The 12,473-nt window shown below is 55.0% G+C and carries 26 protein-coding genes; all 26 read right to left on the bottom strand.

The window, feature by feature from the left end:
- Nucleotides 1–20 precede the first annotated feature (20 nt).
- Nucleotides 21–641, bottom strand: a complete 621-nt coding sequence (rpsD, locus tag BBF94_RS13550; RefSeq protein ID WP_065259512.1) for a 30S ribosomal protein S4 — start codon at nucleotides 639–641, stop codon at nucleotides 21–23.
- 18 nt (nucleotides 642–659) lie between these two features.
- Nucleotides 660–1,049: a 30S ribosomal protein S11 gene (gene rpsK / locus BBF94_RS13545; protein ID WP_002555466.1), complete on the bottom strand. Its 390-nt coding sequence runs from the start codon at nucleotides 1,047–1,049 to the stop codon at nucleotides 660–662.
- A gap of 30 nt (nucleotides 1,050–1,079) precedes the next feature.
- The gene (gene rpsM, locus BBF94_RS13540) at nucleotides 1,080–1,436 is read right to left on the bottom strand and encodes a 30S ribosomal protein S13 (RefSeq protein WP_003186020.1); all 357 of its coding nucleotides are present in this window, start codon (nucleotides 1,434–1,436) and stop codon (nucleotides 1,080–1,082) included.
- Nucleotides 1,437–1,566: 130 nt separating this feature from the next.
- Nucleotides 1,567–1,683, bottom strand: coding sequence for a 50S ribosomal protein L36 (rpmJ, locus tag BBF94_RS27160; RefSeq protein ID WP_002555468.1), 117 nt, complete (start codon nucleotides 1,681–1,683; stop codon nucleotides 1,567–1,569).
- A gap of 27 nt (nucleotides 1,684–1,710) precedes the next feature.
- On the bottom strand, nucleotides 1,711–3,039 hold the full coding sequence (gene secY, locus BBF94_RS13535; protein WP_003228718.1) for a preprotein translocase subunit SecY: 1,329 nt from the start codon (nucleotides 3,037–3,039) through the stop codon (nucleotides 1,711–1,713).
- Complete coding sequence (gene rplO / locus BBF94_RS13530; protein ID WP_011336169.1) at nucleotides 3,040–3,477, bottom strand: 50S ribosomal protein L15; 438 nt, start codon at nucleotides 3,475–3,477, stop codon at nucleotides 3,040–3,042.
- Between the two features lie 3 nt (nucleotides 3,478–3,480).
- A complete protein-coding gene (rpmD, locus tag BBF94_RS13525; RefSeq protein WP_003176408.1) occupies nucleotides 3,481–3,657 on the bottom strand; it encodes a 50S ribosomal protein L30 in 177 nt (58 codons plus the stop codon).
- Between the two features lie 2 nt (nucleotides 3,658–3,659).
- Nucleotides 3,660–4,160 (bottom strand): 30S ribosomal protein S5, encoded by a 501-nt coding sequence (rpsE, locus tag BBF94_RS13520; protein WP_007955637.1) that lies wholly within the window; start codon nucleotides 4,158–4,160, stop codon nucleotides 3,660–3,662.
- Between the two features lie 3 nt (nucleotides 4,161–4,163).
- Complete coding sequence (rplR, locus tag BBF94_RS13515; RefSeq protein WP_003186037.1) at nucleotides 4,164–4,514, bottom strand: 50S ribosomal protein L18; 351 nt, start codon at nucleotides 4,512–4,514, stop codon at nucleotides 4,164–4,166.
- A gap of 10 nt (nucleotides 4,515–4,524) precedes the next feature.
- A complete protein-coding gene (gene rplF, locus BBF94_RS13510; RefSeq protein ID WP_065259511.1) occupies nucleotides 4,525–5,058 on the bottom strand; it encodes a 50S ribosomal protein L6 in 534 nt (177 codons plus the stop codon).
- 12 nt (nucleotides 5,059–5,070) lie between these two features.
- Nucleotides 5,071–5,463, bottom strand: a complete 393-nt coding sequence (gene rpsH, locus BBF94_RS13505; RefSeq protein WP_011336171.1) for a 30S ribosomal protein S8 — start codon at nucleotides 5,461–5,463, stop codon at nucleotides 5,071–5,073.
- Nucleotides 5,464–5,671: 208 nt separating this feature from the next.
- Nucleotides 5,672–5,977, bottom strand: coding sequence for a 30S ribosomal protein S14 (rpsN, locus tag BBF94_RS13500; RefSeq protein WP_065259510.1), 306 nt, complete (start codon nucleotides 5,975–5,977; stop codon nucleotides 5,672–5,674).
- A gap of 13 nt (nucleotides 5,978–5,990) precedes the next feature.
- Nucleotides 5,991–6,530, bottom strand: a complete 540-nt coding sequence (rplE, locus tag BBF94_RS13495; RefSeq protein ID WP_003194642.1) for a 50S ribosomal protein L5 — start codon at nucleotides 6,528–6,530, stop codon at nucleotides 5,991–5,993.
- Between the two features lie 20 nt (nucleotides 6,531–6,550).
- Nucleotides 6,551–6,865 (bottom strand): 50S ribosomal protein L24, encoded by a 315-nt coding sequence (rplX, locus tag BBF94_RS13490; RefSeq protein WP_003186046.1) that lies wholly within the window; start codon nucleotides 6,863–6,865, stop codon nucleotides 6,551–6,553.
- Between the two features lie 11 nt (nucleotides 6,866–6,876).
- The gene (rplN, locus tag BBF94_RS13485; protein WP_002555479.1) at nucleotides 6,877–7,245 is read right to left on the bottom strand and encodes a 50S ribosomal protein L14; all 369 of its coding nucleotides are present in this window, start codon (nucleotides 7,243–7,245) and stop codon (nucleotides 6,877–6,879) included.
- A 23-nt stretch (nucleotides 7,246–7,268) separates the two neighbouring features.
- A complete protein-coding gene (gene rpsQ, locus BBF94_RS13480; protein ID WP_065259509.1) occupies nucleotides 7,269–7,535 on the bottom strand; it encodes a 30S ribosomal protein S17 in 267 nt (88 codons plus the stop codon).
- 2 nt (nucleotides 7,536–7,537) lie between these two features.
- Nucleotides 7,538–7,729: a 50S ribosomal protein L29 gene (gene rpmC, locus BBF94_RS13475; RefSeq protein ID WP_002555481.1), complete on the bottom strand. Its 192-nt coding sequence runs from the start codon at nucleotides 7,727–7,729 to the stop codon at nucleotides 7,538–7,540.
- Complete coding sequence (gene rplP, locus BBF94_RS13470; RefSeq protein ID WP_003228729.1) at nucleotides 7,729–8,142, bottom strand: 50S ribosomal protein L16; 414 nt, start codon at nucleotides 8,140–8,142, stop codon at nucleotides 7,729–7,731. The genes rpmC and rplP overlap by 1 nt, the downstream gene beginning before the upstream one ends.
- A 12-nt stretch (nucleotides 8,143–8,154) precedes the next feature.
- Nucleotides 8,155–8,841 carry a 30S ribosomal protein S3 gene (gene rpsC, locus BBF94_RS13465; protein ID WP_007924192.1) on the bottom strand — a complete coding sequence of 229 codons (687 nt, stop codon included), beginning with the start codon at nucleotides 8,839–8,841 and terminating at the stop codon, nucleotides 8,155–8,157.
- A gap of 13 nt (nucleotides 8,842–8,854) precedes the next feature.
- A complete protein-coding gene (rplV, locus tag BBF94_RS13460; RefSeq protein ID WP_003304070.1) occupies nucleotides 8,855–9,187 on the bottom strand; it encodes a 50S ribosomal protein L22 in 333 nt (110 codons plus the stop codon).
- An 11-nt stretch (nucleotides 9,188–9,198) separates the two neighbouring features.
- Nucleotides 9,199–9,474 carry a 30S ribosomal protein S19 gene (rpsS, locus tag BBF94_RS13455; protein ID WP_011336172.1) on the bottom strand — a complete coding sequence of 92 codons (276 nt, stop codon included), beginning with the start codon at nucleotides 9,472–9,474 and terminating at the stop codon, nucleotides 9,199–9,201.
- Between the two features lie 16 nt (nucleotides 9,475–9,490).
- On the bottom strand, nucleotides 9,491–10,315 hold the full coding sequence (gene rplB / locus BBF94_RS13450) for a 50S ribosomal protein L2 (RefSeq protein ID WP_065259508.1): 825 nt from the start codon (nucleotides 10,313–10,315) through the stop codon (nucleotides 9,491–9,493).
- A gap of 14 nt (nucleotides 10,316–10,329) precedes the next feature.
- Entirely contained in the window at nucleotides 10,330–10,629 is a 300-nt protein-coding gene (gene rplW, locus BBF94_RS13445; protein ID WP_002555488.1) for a 50S ribosomal protein L23, read from the bottom strand.
- Complete coding sequence (gene rplD, locus BBF94_RS13440) at nucleotides 10,626–11,228, bottom strand: 50S ribosomal protein L4 (RefSeq protein ID WP_003228735.1); 603 nt, start codon at nucleotides 11,226–11,228, stop codon at nucleotides 10,626–10,628. The genes rplW and rplD overlap by 4 nt, the downstream gene beginning before the upstream one ends.
- 12 nt (nucleotides 11,229–11,240) lie before the next feature.
- Entirely contained in the window at nucleotides 11,241–11,876 is a 636-nt protein-coding gene (gene rplC / locus BBF94_RS13435; protein ID WP_065259507.1) for a 50S ribosomal protein L3, read from the bottom strand.
- A gap of 80 nt (nucleotides 11,877–11,956) precedes the next feature.
- Nucleotides 11,957–12,268 carry a 30S ribosomal protein S10 gene (gene rpsJ / locus BBF94_RS13430; RefSeq protein WP_003186070.1) on the bottom strand — a complete coding sequence of 104 codons (312 nt, stop codon included), beginning with the start codon at nucleotides 12,266–12,268 and terminating at the stop codon, nucleotides 11,957–11,959.
- Between the last annotated feature and the right edge of the window lie 205 nt (nucleotides 12,269–12,473).

Raw genomic sequence — 12,473 nt, 5'->3', positions numbered from 1 at the left:
ATGCACCTATTTTCTAGCCCTTACTTGGAGTAGAGCTCGACAATCAGGCTTTCGTTGATGTCGGCGGACAGATCACTGCGAGCAGGAACGTTCTTGAAAACGCCCGACTTCTTCTCAGTGTCTACTTCTACCCACTCTACGCGGCCACGTTGAGCACACAGATCGAGAGCTTGGACAATGCGAAGTTGATTTTTTGCTTTCTCGCGAACAGCGACCACGTCACCAGCACGAACCTGGTACGAAGGAACGTTTACGGTTTGACCGTTAACGCTGATCGACTTGTGAGATACCAGCTGACGGGATTCGGCACGAGTCGAGCCAAAGCCCATACGGTATACAACGTTGTCCAGACGGCATTCGAGCAGTTGCAGCAGGTTTTCACCGGTTGCACCTTTCTTGCTTGCAGCAGTTTTGTAGTAGCTGCTGAACTGACGCTCGAGAACGCCGTAGATACGACGAACCTTCTGCTTCTCACGCAGTTGGGTGCCGTAGTCGGACTGGCGACCGCGGCGCTGACCGTGGATACCAGGTGCTGCTTCAATGTTGCACTTCGATTCGATCGCGCGCACGCCGCTCTTCAGGAAGAGATCGGTGCCTTCGCGACGAGCGAGTTTGCATTTTGGACCAATGTAACGAGCCATTCTTTACAATCTCCTGGATTACACGCGGCGCTTCTTCGGCGGACGGCACCCGTTGTGCGGGATTGGCGTCACGTCGGTGATGCTGGCGATCTTGTAGCCACAGCCGTTCAAAGCGCGGACTGCGGATTCACGACCTGGACCTGGGCCCTTGACGTTTACGTCGAGGTTTTTCAGGCCGTATTCCAGCGCAGCTTGACCAGCACGCTCAGCAGCTACCTGAGCAGCGAACGGGGTGGACTTGCGGGAACCGCGGAAACCCGAACCACCGGAGGTAGCCCAGGAAAGAGCGTTACCTTGACGGTCGGTAATGGTCACGATTGTGTTGTTAAAAGAGGCATGGATGTGGGCGATGCCATCAACCACTGTCTTTTTAACTTTTTTACGAGGACGAGCAGCAGGTTTTGCCATGATTAAATTCCTGTCGATTCGCTGGGGCGATTACTTGCGGATCGGCTTACGCGGACCTTTACGGGTACGCGCGTTGGTCTTGGTACGCTGACCGCGTACTGGCAGACCACGACGATGACGCAGACCGCGATAGCAACCGAGGTCCATCAAGCGCTTGATTTTCATGTTGATTTCGCGACGCAGGTCACCTTCAGTGGTGAACTTCGCCACTTCGCCACGCAGCTGTTCAATTTGCTCGTCGCTCAGATCCTTGATCTTTGCTGCTGGGTTTACCCCAGTCACTGCACAGATTTTCTGCGCAGTAGTGCGACCAACACCATAGATGTAGGTCAGCGAGATAACAGTATGCTTGTTATCTGGAATGTTAACGCCTGCAATACGGGCCATTCAGTGGGACTCCAATTGACAGCTACCTACGCCCCGGAAGCCAAGAAATAGGGCGCGAGATAATATCGCTGTAATAACAAATAATCAACCCGGCAGCGCACTAGCTGCCGGGCTTGAAGCACAATCACACTCAGCCTTGGCGCTGTTTGTGACGCGGTTCCGCGCTGCAAATTACTCGAACAACACCTTCGCGGCGAATAATCTTGCAGTTACGGCACAGCTTTTTCACCGATGCACGAACTTTCATCACCAACTCCTCGAACCTTATGGGTACTCAGCGCAACATGCCGCTGCCGTAACCCTTCAGGTTGGCTTTCTTCATCAGGGATTCGTACTGGTGCGAAACGAGGTGCGATTGTACTTGGGACATGAAGTCCATCACAACCACGACCACGATCAGCAACGAGGTCCCGCCAAGGTAGAACGGAACGTTTGCTGCAACCACCAGGAACTGGGGCAACAGACACACGGCCGTCATGTAAAGAGCACCGAACATGGTCAAACGAGTCAGAACGCCATCAATGTAGCGCGCAGACTGCTCGCCTGGACGGATGCCCGGAATAAAGGCACCGGACTTCTTCAGGTTTTCCGCTACGTCTTTCGGATTGAACATCAACGCCGTATAGAAGAAGCAGAAGAAAATAATCCCTGCACTAAACAGCAGAATATTCAACGGCTGACCAGGAGCGATCGACTGCGAGATGTCCTGCAACCAGCCCATACCTTCAGACTGACCGAACCAGGCACCCAGCGAAGCCGGGAACAGCAGAATGCTGCTCGCGAAAATAGCCGGAATAACACCGGCCATGTTCACTTTCAGCGGCAGGTGGCTGGTCTGCGCAGCGAAAACCTTGCGGCCCTGCTGACGCTTGGCGTAGTGAACAGCGATACGACGCTGGCCACGCTCAATGAACACCACGAAACCGATAATCGCTACTGCCAGCAAACCGATGGCAACCAGGGCGAAGATGTTGATATCACCCTGACGCGCAGACTCGAAAGACTGCCCGATCGCTCTCGGAAGACCGGCGACGATACCCGAAAAAATCAACATCGAGATACCGTTGCCTACACCACGCTCAGTAATCTGCTCACCCAGCCACATCATGAACATCGCGCCAGCCACAAACGTGGATACCGCGACGAAATGGAAGCCAAAGTCACCAGTGAACGCAACGCCCTGCCCCGCCAGACCAATGGACATGCCAATGGCCTGAACGAGAGCGAGGACGACGGTGCCGTAGCGGGTGTACTGGCTGATCTTGCGACGGCCAGCTTCACCTTCCTTCTTCAACTGCTCCAGCTGCGGGCTGACGGCGGTCATCAGCTGCATGATGATCGATGCCGAAATGTACGGCATGATCCCCAGTGCAAAGATGCTCATCCGTTCCAGCGCGCCGCCGGAAAACATGTTGAACAAGCTAAGAATGGTCCCCTCATTCTGTCGAAACAGGTCCGCGAGTCGGTCCGGGTTGATACCTGGAACCGGGATGTGTGCGCCTATTCGGTAGACGATAATCGCCAGGAACAGAAAACGCAGACGAGCCCAGAGTTCAGACATACCGCCTTTGCCGAGCGCAGAGAGAGCACCTTGCTTAGCCATTTATTCCTCGAACTTGCCGCCAGCTGCTTCGATAGCCGCACGCGCACCTTTGGTGGCGCCGATTCCCTTGCCGATAGTGACAGCGCGAGCCACTTCACCGGACAGCATGATTTTCACACGCTGTACGTTGACGTTGATCACGTTGGCATCTTTCAGGGACTGCACGGTGACGATGTCGCCTTCCACTTTAGCCAGTTCGGACAGACGCACTTCTGCGCGATCCATGGCTTTCAGGGAAACGAAACCGAACTTCGGCAGGCGACGATGCAGCGGCTGTTGACCGCCTTCAAAGCCTGGAGCGATGGTGCCACCGGAGCGGGAGGTCTGACCTTTGTGACCACGGCCACCAGTCTTGCCCAAACCACTACCGATACCACGGCCCGGACGATGCTTTTCGCGGCGGGAACCCGGCGCTGGACTCAGATCATTGAGTTTCATCGATTAACCCTCGACACGCAGCATGTAGTAAGCCTTGTTGATCATCCCGCGATTCTCGGGAGTATCCTGGACTTCTACAGTGTGACCGATGCGACGCAGGCCCAGACCCTTAACGCACAGTTTGTGGTTAGGGATGCGGCCGGTCATGCTTTTGATCAGCGTAACTTTTACGGTAGCCATGATTACTTGATCTCCTCAACACGCAGACCACGCTTGGCCGCAATGGATTCAGGAGATTGCATGGCCTTCAGACCCTTGAAAGTGGCGTGAACCACGTTTACAGGGTTGGTCGAGCCGTAGCACTTGGCCAGAACGTTCTGGACGCCAGCAACTTCGAGGACAGCACGCATTGCGCCGCCAGCGATGATACCGGTACCTTCAGAAGCAGGCTGCATGTACACCTTCGAAGCGCCGTGGGCGGACTTCATTGCGTACTGCAGAGTGGTGCCGTTCAGATCAACCTGGATCATGTTGCGGCGAGCAGCTTCCATTGCCTTCTGGATCGCAGCAGGCACTTCACGCGACTTGCCACGGCCGAAGCCAACACGGCCTTTACCATCACCAACCACGGTCAACGCGGTGAAAGTGAAGATACGGCCGCCTTTAACGGTTTTTGCTACGCGGTTAACTTGAACCAGCTTCTCGATGTAGCCTTCGTCGCGCTTTTGGTCGTTATTTGACATAACTTAGAACTCCAGCCCAGCTTCACGAGCAGCATCAGCCAGCGCTTTAACGCGGCCGTGGTACTTGAAGCCAGAGCGGTCGAAAGCCACCTGCGAGACGCCAGCGGCCTTAGCACGCGTAGCGACCAGCTGGCCAACCTTAGTGGCCGCGTCGATGTTGCCAGTGGCGCCATCACGCAGTTCTTTATCCAAAGTCGAGGCGCTTGCCAGGACTTTGTTGCCGTCGGCCGAAATGACCTGGGCGTAGATGTGCTGCGAAGAGCGGAACACGCAGAGACGCACGACTTCGAGTTCGTGCATTTTCAGGCGTGCTTTGCGAGCGCGACGCAGTCGAGTAACTTTTTTGTCGGTCATTTGCTATGCCCTACTTCTTCTTGGCTTCTTTACGACGGACGACTTCGTCCGCGTAGCGCACACCCTTGCCTTTGTACGGCTCTGGTGGACGGAAGTCGCGGATCTCGGCGGCCACTTGACCCACCAGCTGCTTGTCGATGCCCTTGATCAGGATATCGGTCTGGCTAGGAGTCTCAGCGGTGATGCCTTCCGGCAGTTCGTAATCCACTGGGTGCGAGAAGCCAAGAGCCAGGTTCAGCACCTGACCTTTTGCTTGCGCCTTGTAACCAACACCGACCAGCTGGAGCTTGCGCTCGAAGCCTTGGCTTACGCCCTGGACCATGTTGTTTACCAACGCACGAGTGGTACCGGCCATTGCGCGAGTCTGCTGATCGCCATTGCGAGCAGCAAAACGCAGCTCACCGGCTTCTTCAACGATTTCAACGGACGAATGGACGTTCAGTTCAAGAGTACCCTTGGCACCCTTCACCGAAAGCTGTTGGCCTGCGAATTTTACTTCGACACCGGCTGGCAGCTTAACGGGGTTCTTAGCGACGCGAGACATGCTTATCCCCCCTTAGAACACAGTGCAAAGAACTTCGCCGCCGACACCGGCAGCGCGCGCAGCACGATCAGTCATCACACCCTTGTTGGTGGAGACGATAGACACACCGAGACCGCCACGTACTTTTGGCAGTTCTTCGACGGACTTGTACTGACGCAGGCCTGGACGGCTAACGCGCTTGACTTCTTCGATAACCGGACGGCCTTCGAAATATTTCAGCTCGATAGACAGCAGTGGCTTGGTTTCGCTGCTGATCTGATAACCCGCGATGTAACCTTCGTCCTTCAGGACTTTAGCTACAGCCACCTTCAACGTGGAAGAAGGCATGCTTACGACGGACTTTTCAGCCATCTGGGCATTACGGATTCGAGTTAGCATGTCCGCTAACGGGTCCTGCATACTCATGGGCTAGACGCTCCTAATACAGAAAAATTAGCCTTGCGGCTACTACTTGTCGCCGAGAAACTCCGGGCAGAAAAACACGGGCTCAGGCGAGCCGGTCATTCTAGACACACCCCAGAAATGAATCAAGCCCCAAAAGGGGCTTGATTCATCTTCAAGGTCACCGATGGTCAGGCTCCTGAGACCCCGACCATCGAGACGTTGACAGCGATTACCAGCTGGCTTTAACCAGACCTGGAACGTCACCACGCATTGCAGCTTCACGCAGCTTGTTACGGCCCAGGCCGAACTTGCGGTAAACGCCGTGCGGACGACCAGTCAGACGGCAGCGGTTACGCATGCGCGAAGCGCTTGCGTCACGCGGCTGCTTCTGCAGAGCTACGGCAGCTTCCCAACGTGCTTCTGGACTTGCGTTCAGATCCACGATGATAGCTTTCAGCGCTGCACGCTTGACGGCGTACTTGGCAACGGTGAGCTGACGCTTCAGCTCACGGTTCTTCATGCTCTTCTTGGCCATTTTCCTACTCCAATCAGTTGCGGAACGGGAATTTGAAAGCACGCAGCAGAGCGCGGCCTTCGTCATCGTTCTTGGCAGTGGTGGTCAGGGTAATGTCCAGACCGCGGAGAGCATCGATCTTGTCGTAGTCGATTTCCGGGAAGATGATCTGCTCTTTCACGCCCATGCTGTAGTTGCCACGACCATCGAAGGACTTGGCATTCAGGCCGCGGAAGTCGCGAACCCGAGGCAGGGAGATCGACAGCAGACGATCCAGGAACTCGTACATACGCTCACGGCGCAGAGTCACTTTGACACCGATCGGCCAACCTTCGCGGACTTTGAAGCCAGCGATAGATTTACGAGCGTAGGTCACAACGACTTTCTGGCCGGTGATCTTTTCCAGGTCAGCAACAGCGTGCTCGATGACTTTTTTGTCACCGATCGCTTCGCCCAGACCCATGTTCAGGGTGATTTTGGTAACGCGCGGAACTTCCATCACGTTGCCAAGCTTCAGTTCTTCCTTCAGCTTGGGAGCGATTTCCTTCCGGTAAATCTCTTGTAGTCGTGCCATGGTCTTCTACCTAGCAGTGTTCAAGCATCAACCGCTTTTTGGGTCGACTTGAAGACACGAATTTTCTTACCGTCTTCCACTTTGAAACCAACGCGGTCAGCCTTGTTGGTTTCGCCGTTGAAGATGGCAACGTTGGAAGCGTGCAGTGGCGCTTCTTTCTCGACGATACCGCCTTGTACGCCCGACATCGGGTTAGGCTTGGTATGACGCTTGACCAGGTTCAGACCACCAACAACCAGACGGTTGTCAGCCAGAACCTTCAGCACCTTACCGCGCTTGCCTTTGTCTTTGCCGGCGATCACGATGATCTCGTCGTCACGACGAATCTTTTGCATGTCGGATCTCCTTACAGCACTTCTGGGGCGAGCGAGACGATCTTCATGAACTTCTCAGTACGAAGTTCACGGGTCACTGGCCCAAAGATACGGGTGCCGATCGGCTCTTGCTTGTTGTTCAACAGAACAGCAGCGTTGCCATCAAAGCGGATAATGGAGCCATCAGCACGGCGTACGCCGTGACGAGTGCGGACTACAACAGCAGTCATCACTTGGCCTTTTTTCACCTTACCGCGAGGAATTGCTTCCTTCACGGTAACTTTGATGATGTCACCGATACCAGCGTAACGACGATGGGAGCCACCCAGCACCTTGATGCACATAACGCGGCGAGCGCCGCTGTTATCGGCCACATCGAGCATGGATTGAGTCTGAATCATATAATTTCTCCGACCCCTAGCCCTTAGACTTCCACAGCGCGTTCGAGAACTTCAACCAGCGCCCAAGACTTGGTCTTGGCCATCGGACGAGTTTCACGAATAGTGACCTTGTCGCCGATGTGGCACTGATTGGTTTCGTCGTGCGCGTGCAGCTTAGTCGAACGCTTAACGTATTTACCGTAGATCGGGTGCTTCACGCGACGCTCGATCAGAACGGTGATGGTTTTGTCCATCTTGTCGCTGACAACACGGCCAGTCAGCGTACGGACAGTTTTTTCGGCTTCAGCCATGATCACTTACCTGCCTGCTGGTTGAGCACAGTCTTCACGCGAGCGATGTCACGCTTAACTTGCGAGAGCAGATGAGACTGCCCCAACTGGCCAGTTGCTTTCTGCATGCGCAGATTGAACTGGTCGCGCAGCAAGCCGAGCAGTTGCTCGTTCAGCTGCTGTGCGGATTTTTCACGAAGTTCATTCGCTTTCATCACATCACCGTCCGCTTAACAAAGGAGGTGGCGAGCGGCAGCTTTGCAGCAGCCAGGGCGAAAGCCTCACGCGCCAGCTCTTCAGAAACACCCTCGATTTCATACAGGACTTTGCCTGGCTGAATCTGGGCAACCCAGTATTCCACGTTACCCTTACCTTTACCCATACGAACCTCGAGAGGCTTCTTGGAGATCGGCTTGTCCGGGAATACACGGATCCAGATCTTGCCACCACGTTTTACGTGACGGGTCAGAGCACGACGCGCTGACTCGATCTGACGAGCGGTGAGACGACCACGAGCAACAGACTTCAGCGCGAACTCGCCGAAGCTGACTTTGCTACCGCGCAGCGCCAGACCACGGTTGTGGCCGGTCATCTGCTTGCGGAACTTCGTACGCTTTGGTTGCAACATTTGGCGTACCCCTTACTTAGCAGCTTTTTTACGAGGCGCTGGTGCTTGTGGTTTCAGTTCTTCTTGGCGACCACCAATTACTTCGCCTTTGAAGATCCAAACCTTTACACCGATCACACCGTAAGTGGTGTGAGCTTCGTAGGTGGCATAGTCGATATCGGCACGCAGGGTGTGCAGTGGCACACGACCTTCGCGATACCATTCAGTACGTGCGATTTCAGCACCGCCGAGACGACCGCTCACTTGGATTTTGATGCCTTTGGCACCAATGCGCATGGCGTTCTGTACGGCGCGCTTCATGGCGCGACGGAACATCACACGACGCTCCAGCTGCTGAGCTACGCTCTGGGCAACCAGCATACCGTCGAGCTCCGGCTTGCGGATCTCTTCGATATTGATGTGCACAGGCACACCCATTTGCTTGGTCAGGTCCTGACGCAGTTTCTCAACATCCTCACCTTTCTTCCCGATAACGATACCTGGGCGAGCGGTGTGAATGGTGATGCGTGCAGTTTGAGCCGGACGATGAATGTCGATACGGCTTACGGACGCGCTTTTTAGTTTGTCTTGGAGATACTCACGCACATTCAGATCTGCGAGCAAATAGTCCGCATAAGTCCGACCGTCTGCGTACCAGACGGAGGTGTGCTCCTTGACGATTCCCAGGCGAATGCCAATGGGATGTACTTTCTGACCCATCTCTTCGACTCCGTTACTTGTCAGCAACCTTGACAGTGATATGGCAAGACCGCTTGACGATGCGATCAGCACGGCCTTTGGCACGTGGCATGATGCGCTTCAGCGAACGCCCTTCGTTGACGAAAACAGTGCTGACCTTCAGGTCATCAACGTCTGCGCCTTCGTTATGCTCGGCGTTGGCCACGGCCGACTCCAGCACTTTTTTCATGATCTCGGCGGCTTTCTTACTGCTGAAAGCCAACAGGTTGAGCGCGTCGCCCACCTTCTTCCCGCGGATCTGGTCGGCGACCAAGCGGGCTTTCTGGGCGGAGATTCGAGCGCCCGACAACTTAGCGGCTACTTCCATTTCCTTACCCCTTAACGCTTGGCTTTCTTGTCTGCCACGTGCCCGCGATAGTTGCGGGTACCGGCGAACTCGCCCAGTTTGTGGCCGACCATGTCTTCGTTAACGAGAACTGGGACGTGCTGACGACCGTTGTGTACTGCGATGGTCAGACCGACCATTTGTGGCAGGATCATCGAACGACGCGACCAAGTCTTAATTGGTTTGCGATCGTTCTTTTCCGCCGCCACTTCGATCTTCTTCAGTAGGTGAAGATCAATAAAAGGACCTTTTTTCAGAGAACGTGGCACTGTCGTATCCCTCTATTTACTTGCGACGACGGACGATCATTTTGTCGGTACGCTTGTTACCACGAGTCTTCGCGCCCTTAGTCGGGAAGCCCCATGGCGATACCGGATGACGACCACCAGAGGTACGACCTTCACCACCACCATGTGGGTGGTCAACCGGGTTCATGGCAACACCACGAACGGTTGGGCGAACGCCACGCCAGCGCTTGGCACCAGCTTTACCCAGCGAACGCAGGCTGTGCTCGGAGTTCGAGACTTCACCCAGGGTCGCGCGGCATTCAGCCAGCACTTTACGCATTTCACCGGAACGCAGACGCACGGTAACGTAAACACCTTCACGAGCGATCAACTGAGCCGAAGCACCAGCGGAACGAGCGATCTGTGCACCTTTACCTGGCTTCAGTTCGATGCCGTGTACAGTGGAACCAACCGGAATGTTGCGCAGTTGCAGAGCGTTGCCTGGCTTGATTGGAGCCAGAGCACCCGCTACCAGCTGATCGCCAGCGCTCACGCCCTTAGGGGCGATGATGTAGCGGCGTTCGCCGTCTGCGTAGCACAGCAGAGCGATGTGAGCAGTACGGTTTGGATCGTATTCGATACGCTCGACGGTGGCGACGATGCCATCCTTGTCGTTGCGACGAAAATCGACCATACGGTAATGCTGCTTATGACCACCACCAACGTGACGAGTGGTAATGCGGCCATTGTTGTTACGACCACCAGACTTCGATTTCTTCTCGAGCAGCGGTGCGTGAGGAGCGCCTTTGTGCAGCTCCTGGTTGACCACCTTGACCACAAAACGGCGGCCAGGGGAAGTCGGTTTGCATTTAACGATTGCCATGATGCACCCCTTCCTTACTCAGCACTGCTGCTGAAATCGAGATCTTGGCCTGGCTGAAGGGAGATAACTGCCTTCTTCCAGTCATTACGCTTGCCCAGACCGCGAGCGGTGCGCTTGCTCTTACCCAGGACATTCAGGGTAGTAACACGCTCAACTTTCACGCTGAACAGGCTTTCGACGGCCTTCTTGATTTCCAGCTTGGTTGCATCGGTAGCAACCTTGAAAACGAACTGGCCTTTCTTGTCCGCCAGAACCGTAGCCTTCTCGGAAACGTGCGGGCCAAGCAGAACTTTAAATACGCGTTCCTGGTTCATCCCAGCAGCTCCTCGAATTTCTTCACGGCCGACACGGTGATCAACACCTTGTCGTATGCGATCAGACTAACTGGATCGGAACCTTGCACATCACGTACATCTACGTGCGGCAGGTTGCGAGCAGCCAGGTACAGGTTCTGATCAACAGCGTCCGACACGATCAGTACGTCGGTCAGGCTCATGTTGTTCAGCTTGCCCAGCAGGTCTTTGGTTTTCGGAGTTTCAACTGCGAAATCCTGAACCACGACCAGACGATCAGTACGCACCAGCTCAGCAAGGATGGAACGCATTGCTGCGCGATACATCTTCTTGTTCAGCTTCTGGGAGTGATCCTGTGGACGAGCTGCGAAAGTGGTACCGCCGCCACGCCAGATTGGGCTACGGATAGTACCGGCACGAGCACGGCCAGTACCTTTCTGACGCCATGGGCGCTTACCGCCACCACGAACGTCGGAACGGGTCTTTTGCTGCTTGCTACCTTGACGGCCGCCAGCCATGTAGGCCACGACTGCTTGGTGAACCAGCGTCTCGTTGAACTCGCCGCCAAATGTCAGTTCGGAAACTTCGATCGCTTGAGCGTCATTTACATTTAATTGCATGTCAGCTTCCCCTTAACCGCGAGCCTTGGCTGCTGGACGTACAACCACGTTGCCGCCAGTAGCGCCAGGAACAGCGCCCTTGACCAACAACAGATTGCGTTCAGCGTCCACGCGCACTACTTCCAGGGACTGCACGGTCACGCGCTCAGCGCCCATATGACCGGACATTTTTTTGCCCTTGAATACACGACCAGGAGTCTGGCACTGGCCGATAGAGCCTGGGACGCGGTGGGATACGGAGTTACCGTGGGTGTTATCTTGCCCGCGGAAATTCCAGCGCTTGATCGTACCCTGGAAGCCTTTACCCTTGGACTGACCGGTTACATCAACCAGCTGACCAGCAGCGAAGATTTCAGCGTTGATCAGGTCACCGGCCTTGTATTCGCCTTCTTCAAGACGGAATTCCAGCACGGTACGACCGGCAGCAACGTTCGCCTTGGCGAAGTGGCCAGCCTGAGCAGCTGTTACACGGGAAGCACGACGCTCGCCGACAGTGACTTGCACTGCACGATAGCCATCGGTTTCTTCAGTTTTGAACTGGGTGACGCGATTCGGCTCGATCTCAATGACCGTGACCGGAATGGAGACACCTTCTTCGGTGAAAATACGGGTCATACCCGCTTTACGACCGACTACACCAATAGTCATGTTGTAAACCTCATGAGTGTACGGGGCTTTCACCCGCTATGGCCGCCCATTTCAGAGCGTTACACGACCAAGACCGAGTCTTAGCCGAGGCTGATCTGCACTTCCACACCGGCCGCAAGATCCAGCTTCATAAGTGCATCAACGGTTTTATCCGTTGGCTGAACGATGTCCAGAACGCGCTTATGAGTGCGGATTTCGTACTGGTCACGCGCGTCTTTGTTGACGTGCGGGGAAACCAGAACGGTAAACCGCTCTTTACGGGTAGGCAGTGGAATTGGACCACGCACTTGAGCACCAGTACGTTTCGCGGTTTCCACGATTTCCTGGGTTGATTGGTCGATCAGGCGATGGTCAAAAGCCTTCAACCTGATACGGATTTGCTGATTTTGCATTGGATTTCAGACTCCGGCTGCTATTCCCACCGGGCGCAATACGCCCGTTAAAAGGAGGCGCAATTCTATAGACGCCCCAGATAGGTGTCAACCCAATAAAAAAGCCCCCGCTGAGCGGGGGCTTTTTCAACTCATCAAGCCATCTCTAAAAAGAGATTACTCGATGATTTTGGCTACGACGCCGGCGCCGACGGTACGACCGCCT

The organism is Pseudomonas bananamidigenes (genome assembly GCF_001679645.1).
In the GTDB taxonomy this organism is placed as follows: Bacteria; Pseudomonadota; Gammaproteobacteria; order Pseudomonadales; family Pseudomonadaceae; genus Aquipseudomonas; species Aquipseudomonas bananamidigenes.
Note: the sequence above shows the minus strand (reverse complement) of the source record. Positions and strands in the feature narration are given on the sequence as shown.

Excerpts from the sequence above, each read along its gene's own strand:
- rpsD (WP_065259512.1), bottom strand. The coding sequence starts at position 641 with ATGGCTCGTTACATTGGTCCAAAATGCAAACTCGCTCGTCGCGAAGGC.
- rpsK (WP_002555466.1), bottom strand. The coding sequence starts at position 1,049 with ATGGCAAAACCTGCTGCTCGTCCTCGTAAAAAAGTTAAAAAGACAGTG.
- rpsM (WP_003186020.1), bottom strand. The coding sequence starts at position 1,436 with ATGGCCCGTATTGCAGGCGTTAACATTCCAGATAACAAGCATACTGTT.
- rpmJ (WP_002555468.1), bottom strand. The coding sequence starts at position 1,683 with ATGAAAGTTCGTGCATCGGTGAAAAAGCTGTGCCGTAACTGCAAGATT.
- secY (WP_003228718.1), bottom strand. The coding sequence starts at position 3,039 with ATGGCTAAGCAAGGTGCTCTCTCTGCGCTCGGCAAAGGCGGTATGTCT.
- rplO (WP_011336169.1), bottom strand. The coding sequence starts at position 3,477 with ATGAAACTCAATGATCTGAGTCCAGCGCCGGGTTCCCGCCGCGAAAAG.
- rpmD (WP_003176408.1), bottom strand. The coding sequence starts at position 3,657 with ATGGCTACCGTAAAAGTTACGCTGATCAAAAGCATGACCGGCCGCATC.
- rpsE (WP_007955637.1), bottom strand. The coding sequence starts at position 4,160 with ATGTCAAATAACGACCAAAAGCGCGACGAAGGCTACATCGAGAAGCTG.
- rplR (WP_003186037.1), bottom strand. The coding sequence starts at position 4,514 with ATGACCGACAAAAAAGTTACTCGACTGCGTCGCGCTCGCAAAGCACGC.
- rplF (WP_065259511.1), bottom strand. The coding sequence starts at position 5,058 with ATGTCTCGCGTCGCTAAGAACCCCGTTAAGCTGCCAGCCGGTGTCGAA.
- rpsH (WP_011336171.1), bottom strand. The coding sequence starts at position 5,463 with ATGAGTATGCAGGACCCGTTAGCGGACATGCTAACTCGAATCCGTAAT.
- rpsN (WP_065259510.1), bottom strand. The coding sequence starts at position 5,977 with ATGGCCAAGAAGAGCATGAAGAACCGTGAGCTGAAGCGTCAGCTCACC.
- rplE (WP_003194642.1), bottom strand. The coding sequence starts at position 6,530 with ATGGCACGACTACAAGAGATTTACCGGAAGGAAATCGCTCCCAAGCTG.
- rplX (WP_003186046.1), bottom strand. The coding sequence starts at position 6,865 with ATGCAAAAGATTCGTCGTGACGACGAGATCATCGTGATCGCCGGCAAA.
- rplN (WP_002555479.1), bottom strand. The coding sequence starts at position 7,245 with ATGATTCAGACTCAATCCATGCTCGATGTGGCCGATAACAGCGGCGCT.
- rpsQ (WP_065259509.1), bottom strand. The coding sequence starts at position 7,535 with ATGGCTGAAGCCGAAAAAACTGTCCGTACGCTGACTGGCCGTGTTGTC.
- rpmC (WP_002555481.1), bottom strand. The coding sequence starts at position 7,729 with ATGAAAGCGAATGAACTTCGTGAAAAATCCGCACAGCAGCTGAACGAG.
- rplP (WP_003228729.1), bottom strand. The coding sequence starts at position 8,142 with ATGTTGCAACCAAAGCGTACGAAGTTCCGCAAGCAGATGACCGGCCAC.
- rpsC (WP_007924192.1), bottom strand. The coding sequence starts at position 8,841 with ATGGGTCAGAAAGTACATCCCATTGGCATTCGCCTGGGAATCGTCAAG.
- rplV (WP_003304070.1), bottom strand. The coding sequence starts at position 9,187 with ATGGAAGTAGCCGCTAAGTTGTCGGGCGCTCGAATCTCCGCCCAGAAA.
- rplB (WP_065259508.1), bottom strand. The coding sequence starts at position 10,315 with ATGGCAATCGTTAAATGCAAACCGACTTCCCCTGGCCGCCGTTTTGTG.
- rplW (WP_002555488.1), bottom strand. The coding sequence starts at position 10,629 with ATGAACCAGGAACGCGTATTTAAAGTTCTGCTTGGCCCGCACGTTTCC.
- rplD (WP_003228735.1), bottom strand. The coding sequence starts at position 11,228 with ATGCAATTAAATGTAAATGACGCTCAAGCGATCGAAGTTTCCGAACTG.
- rplC (WP_065259507.1), bottom strand. The coding sequence starts at position 11,876 with ATGACTATTGGTGTAGTCGGTCGTAAAGCGGGTATGACCCGTATTTTC.
- rpsJ (WP_003186070.1), bottom strand. The coding sequence starts at position 12,268 with ATGCAAAATCAGCAAATCCGTATCAGGTTGAAGGCTTTTGACCATCGC.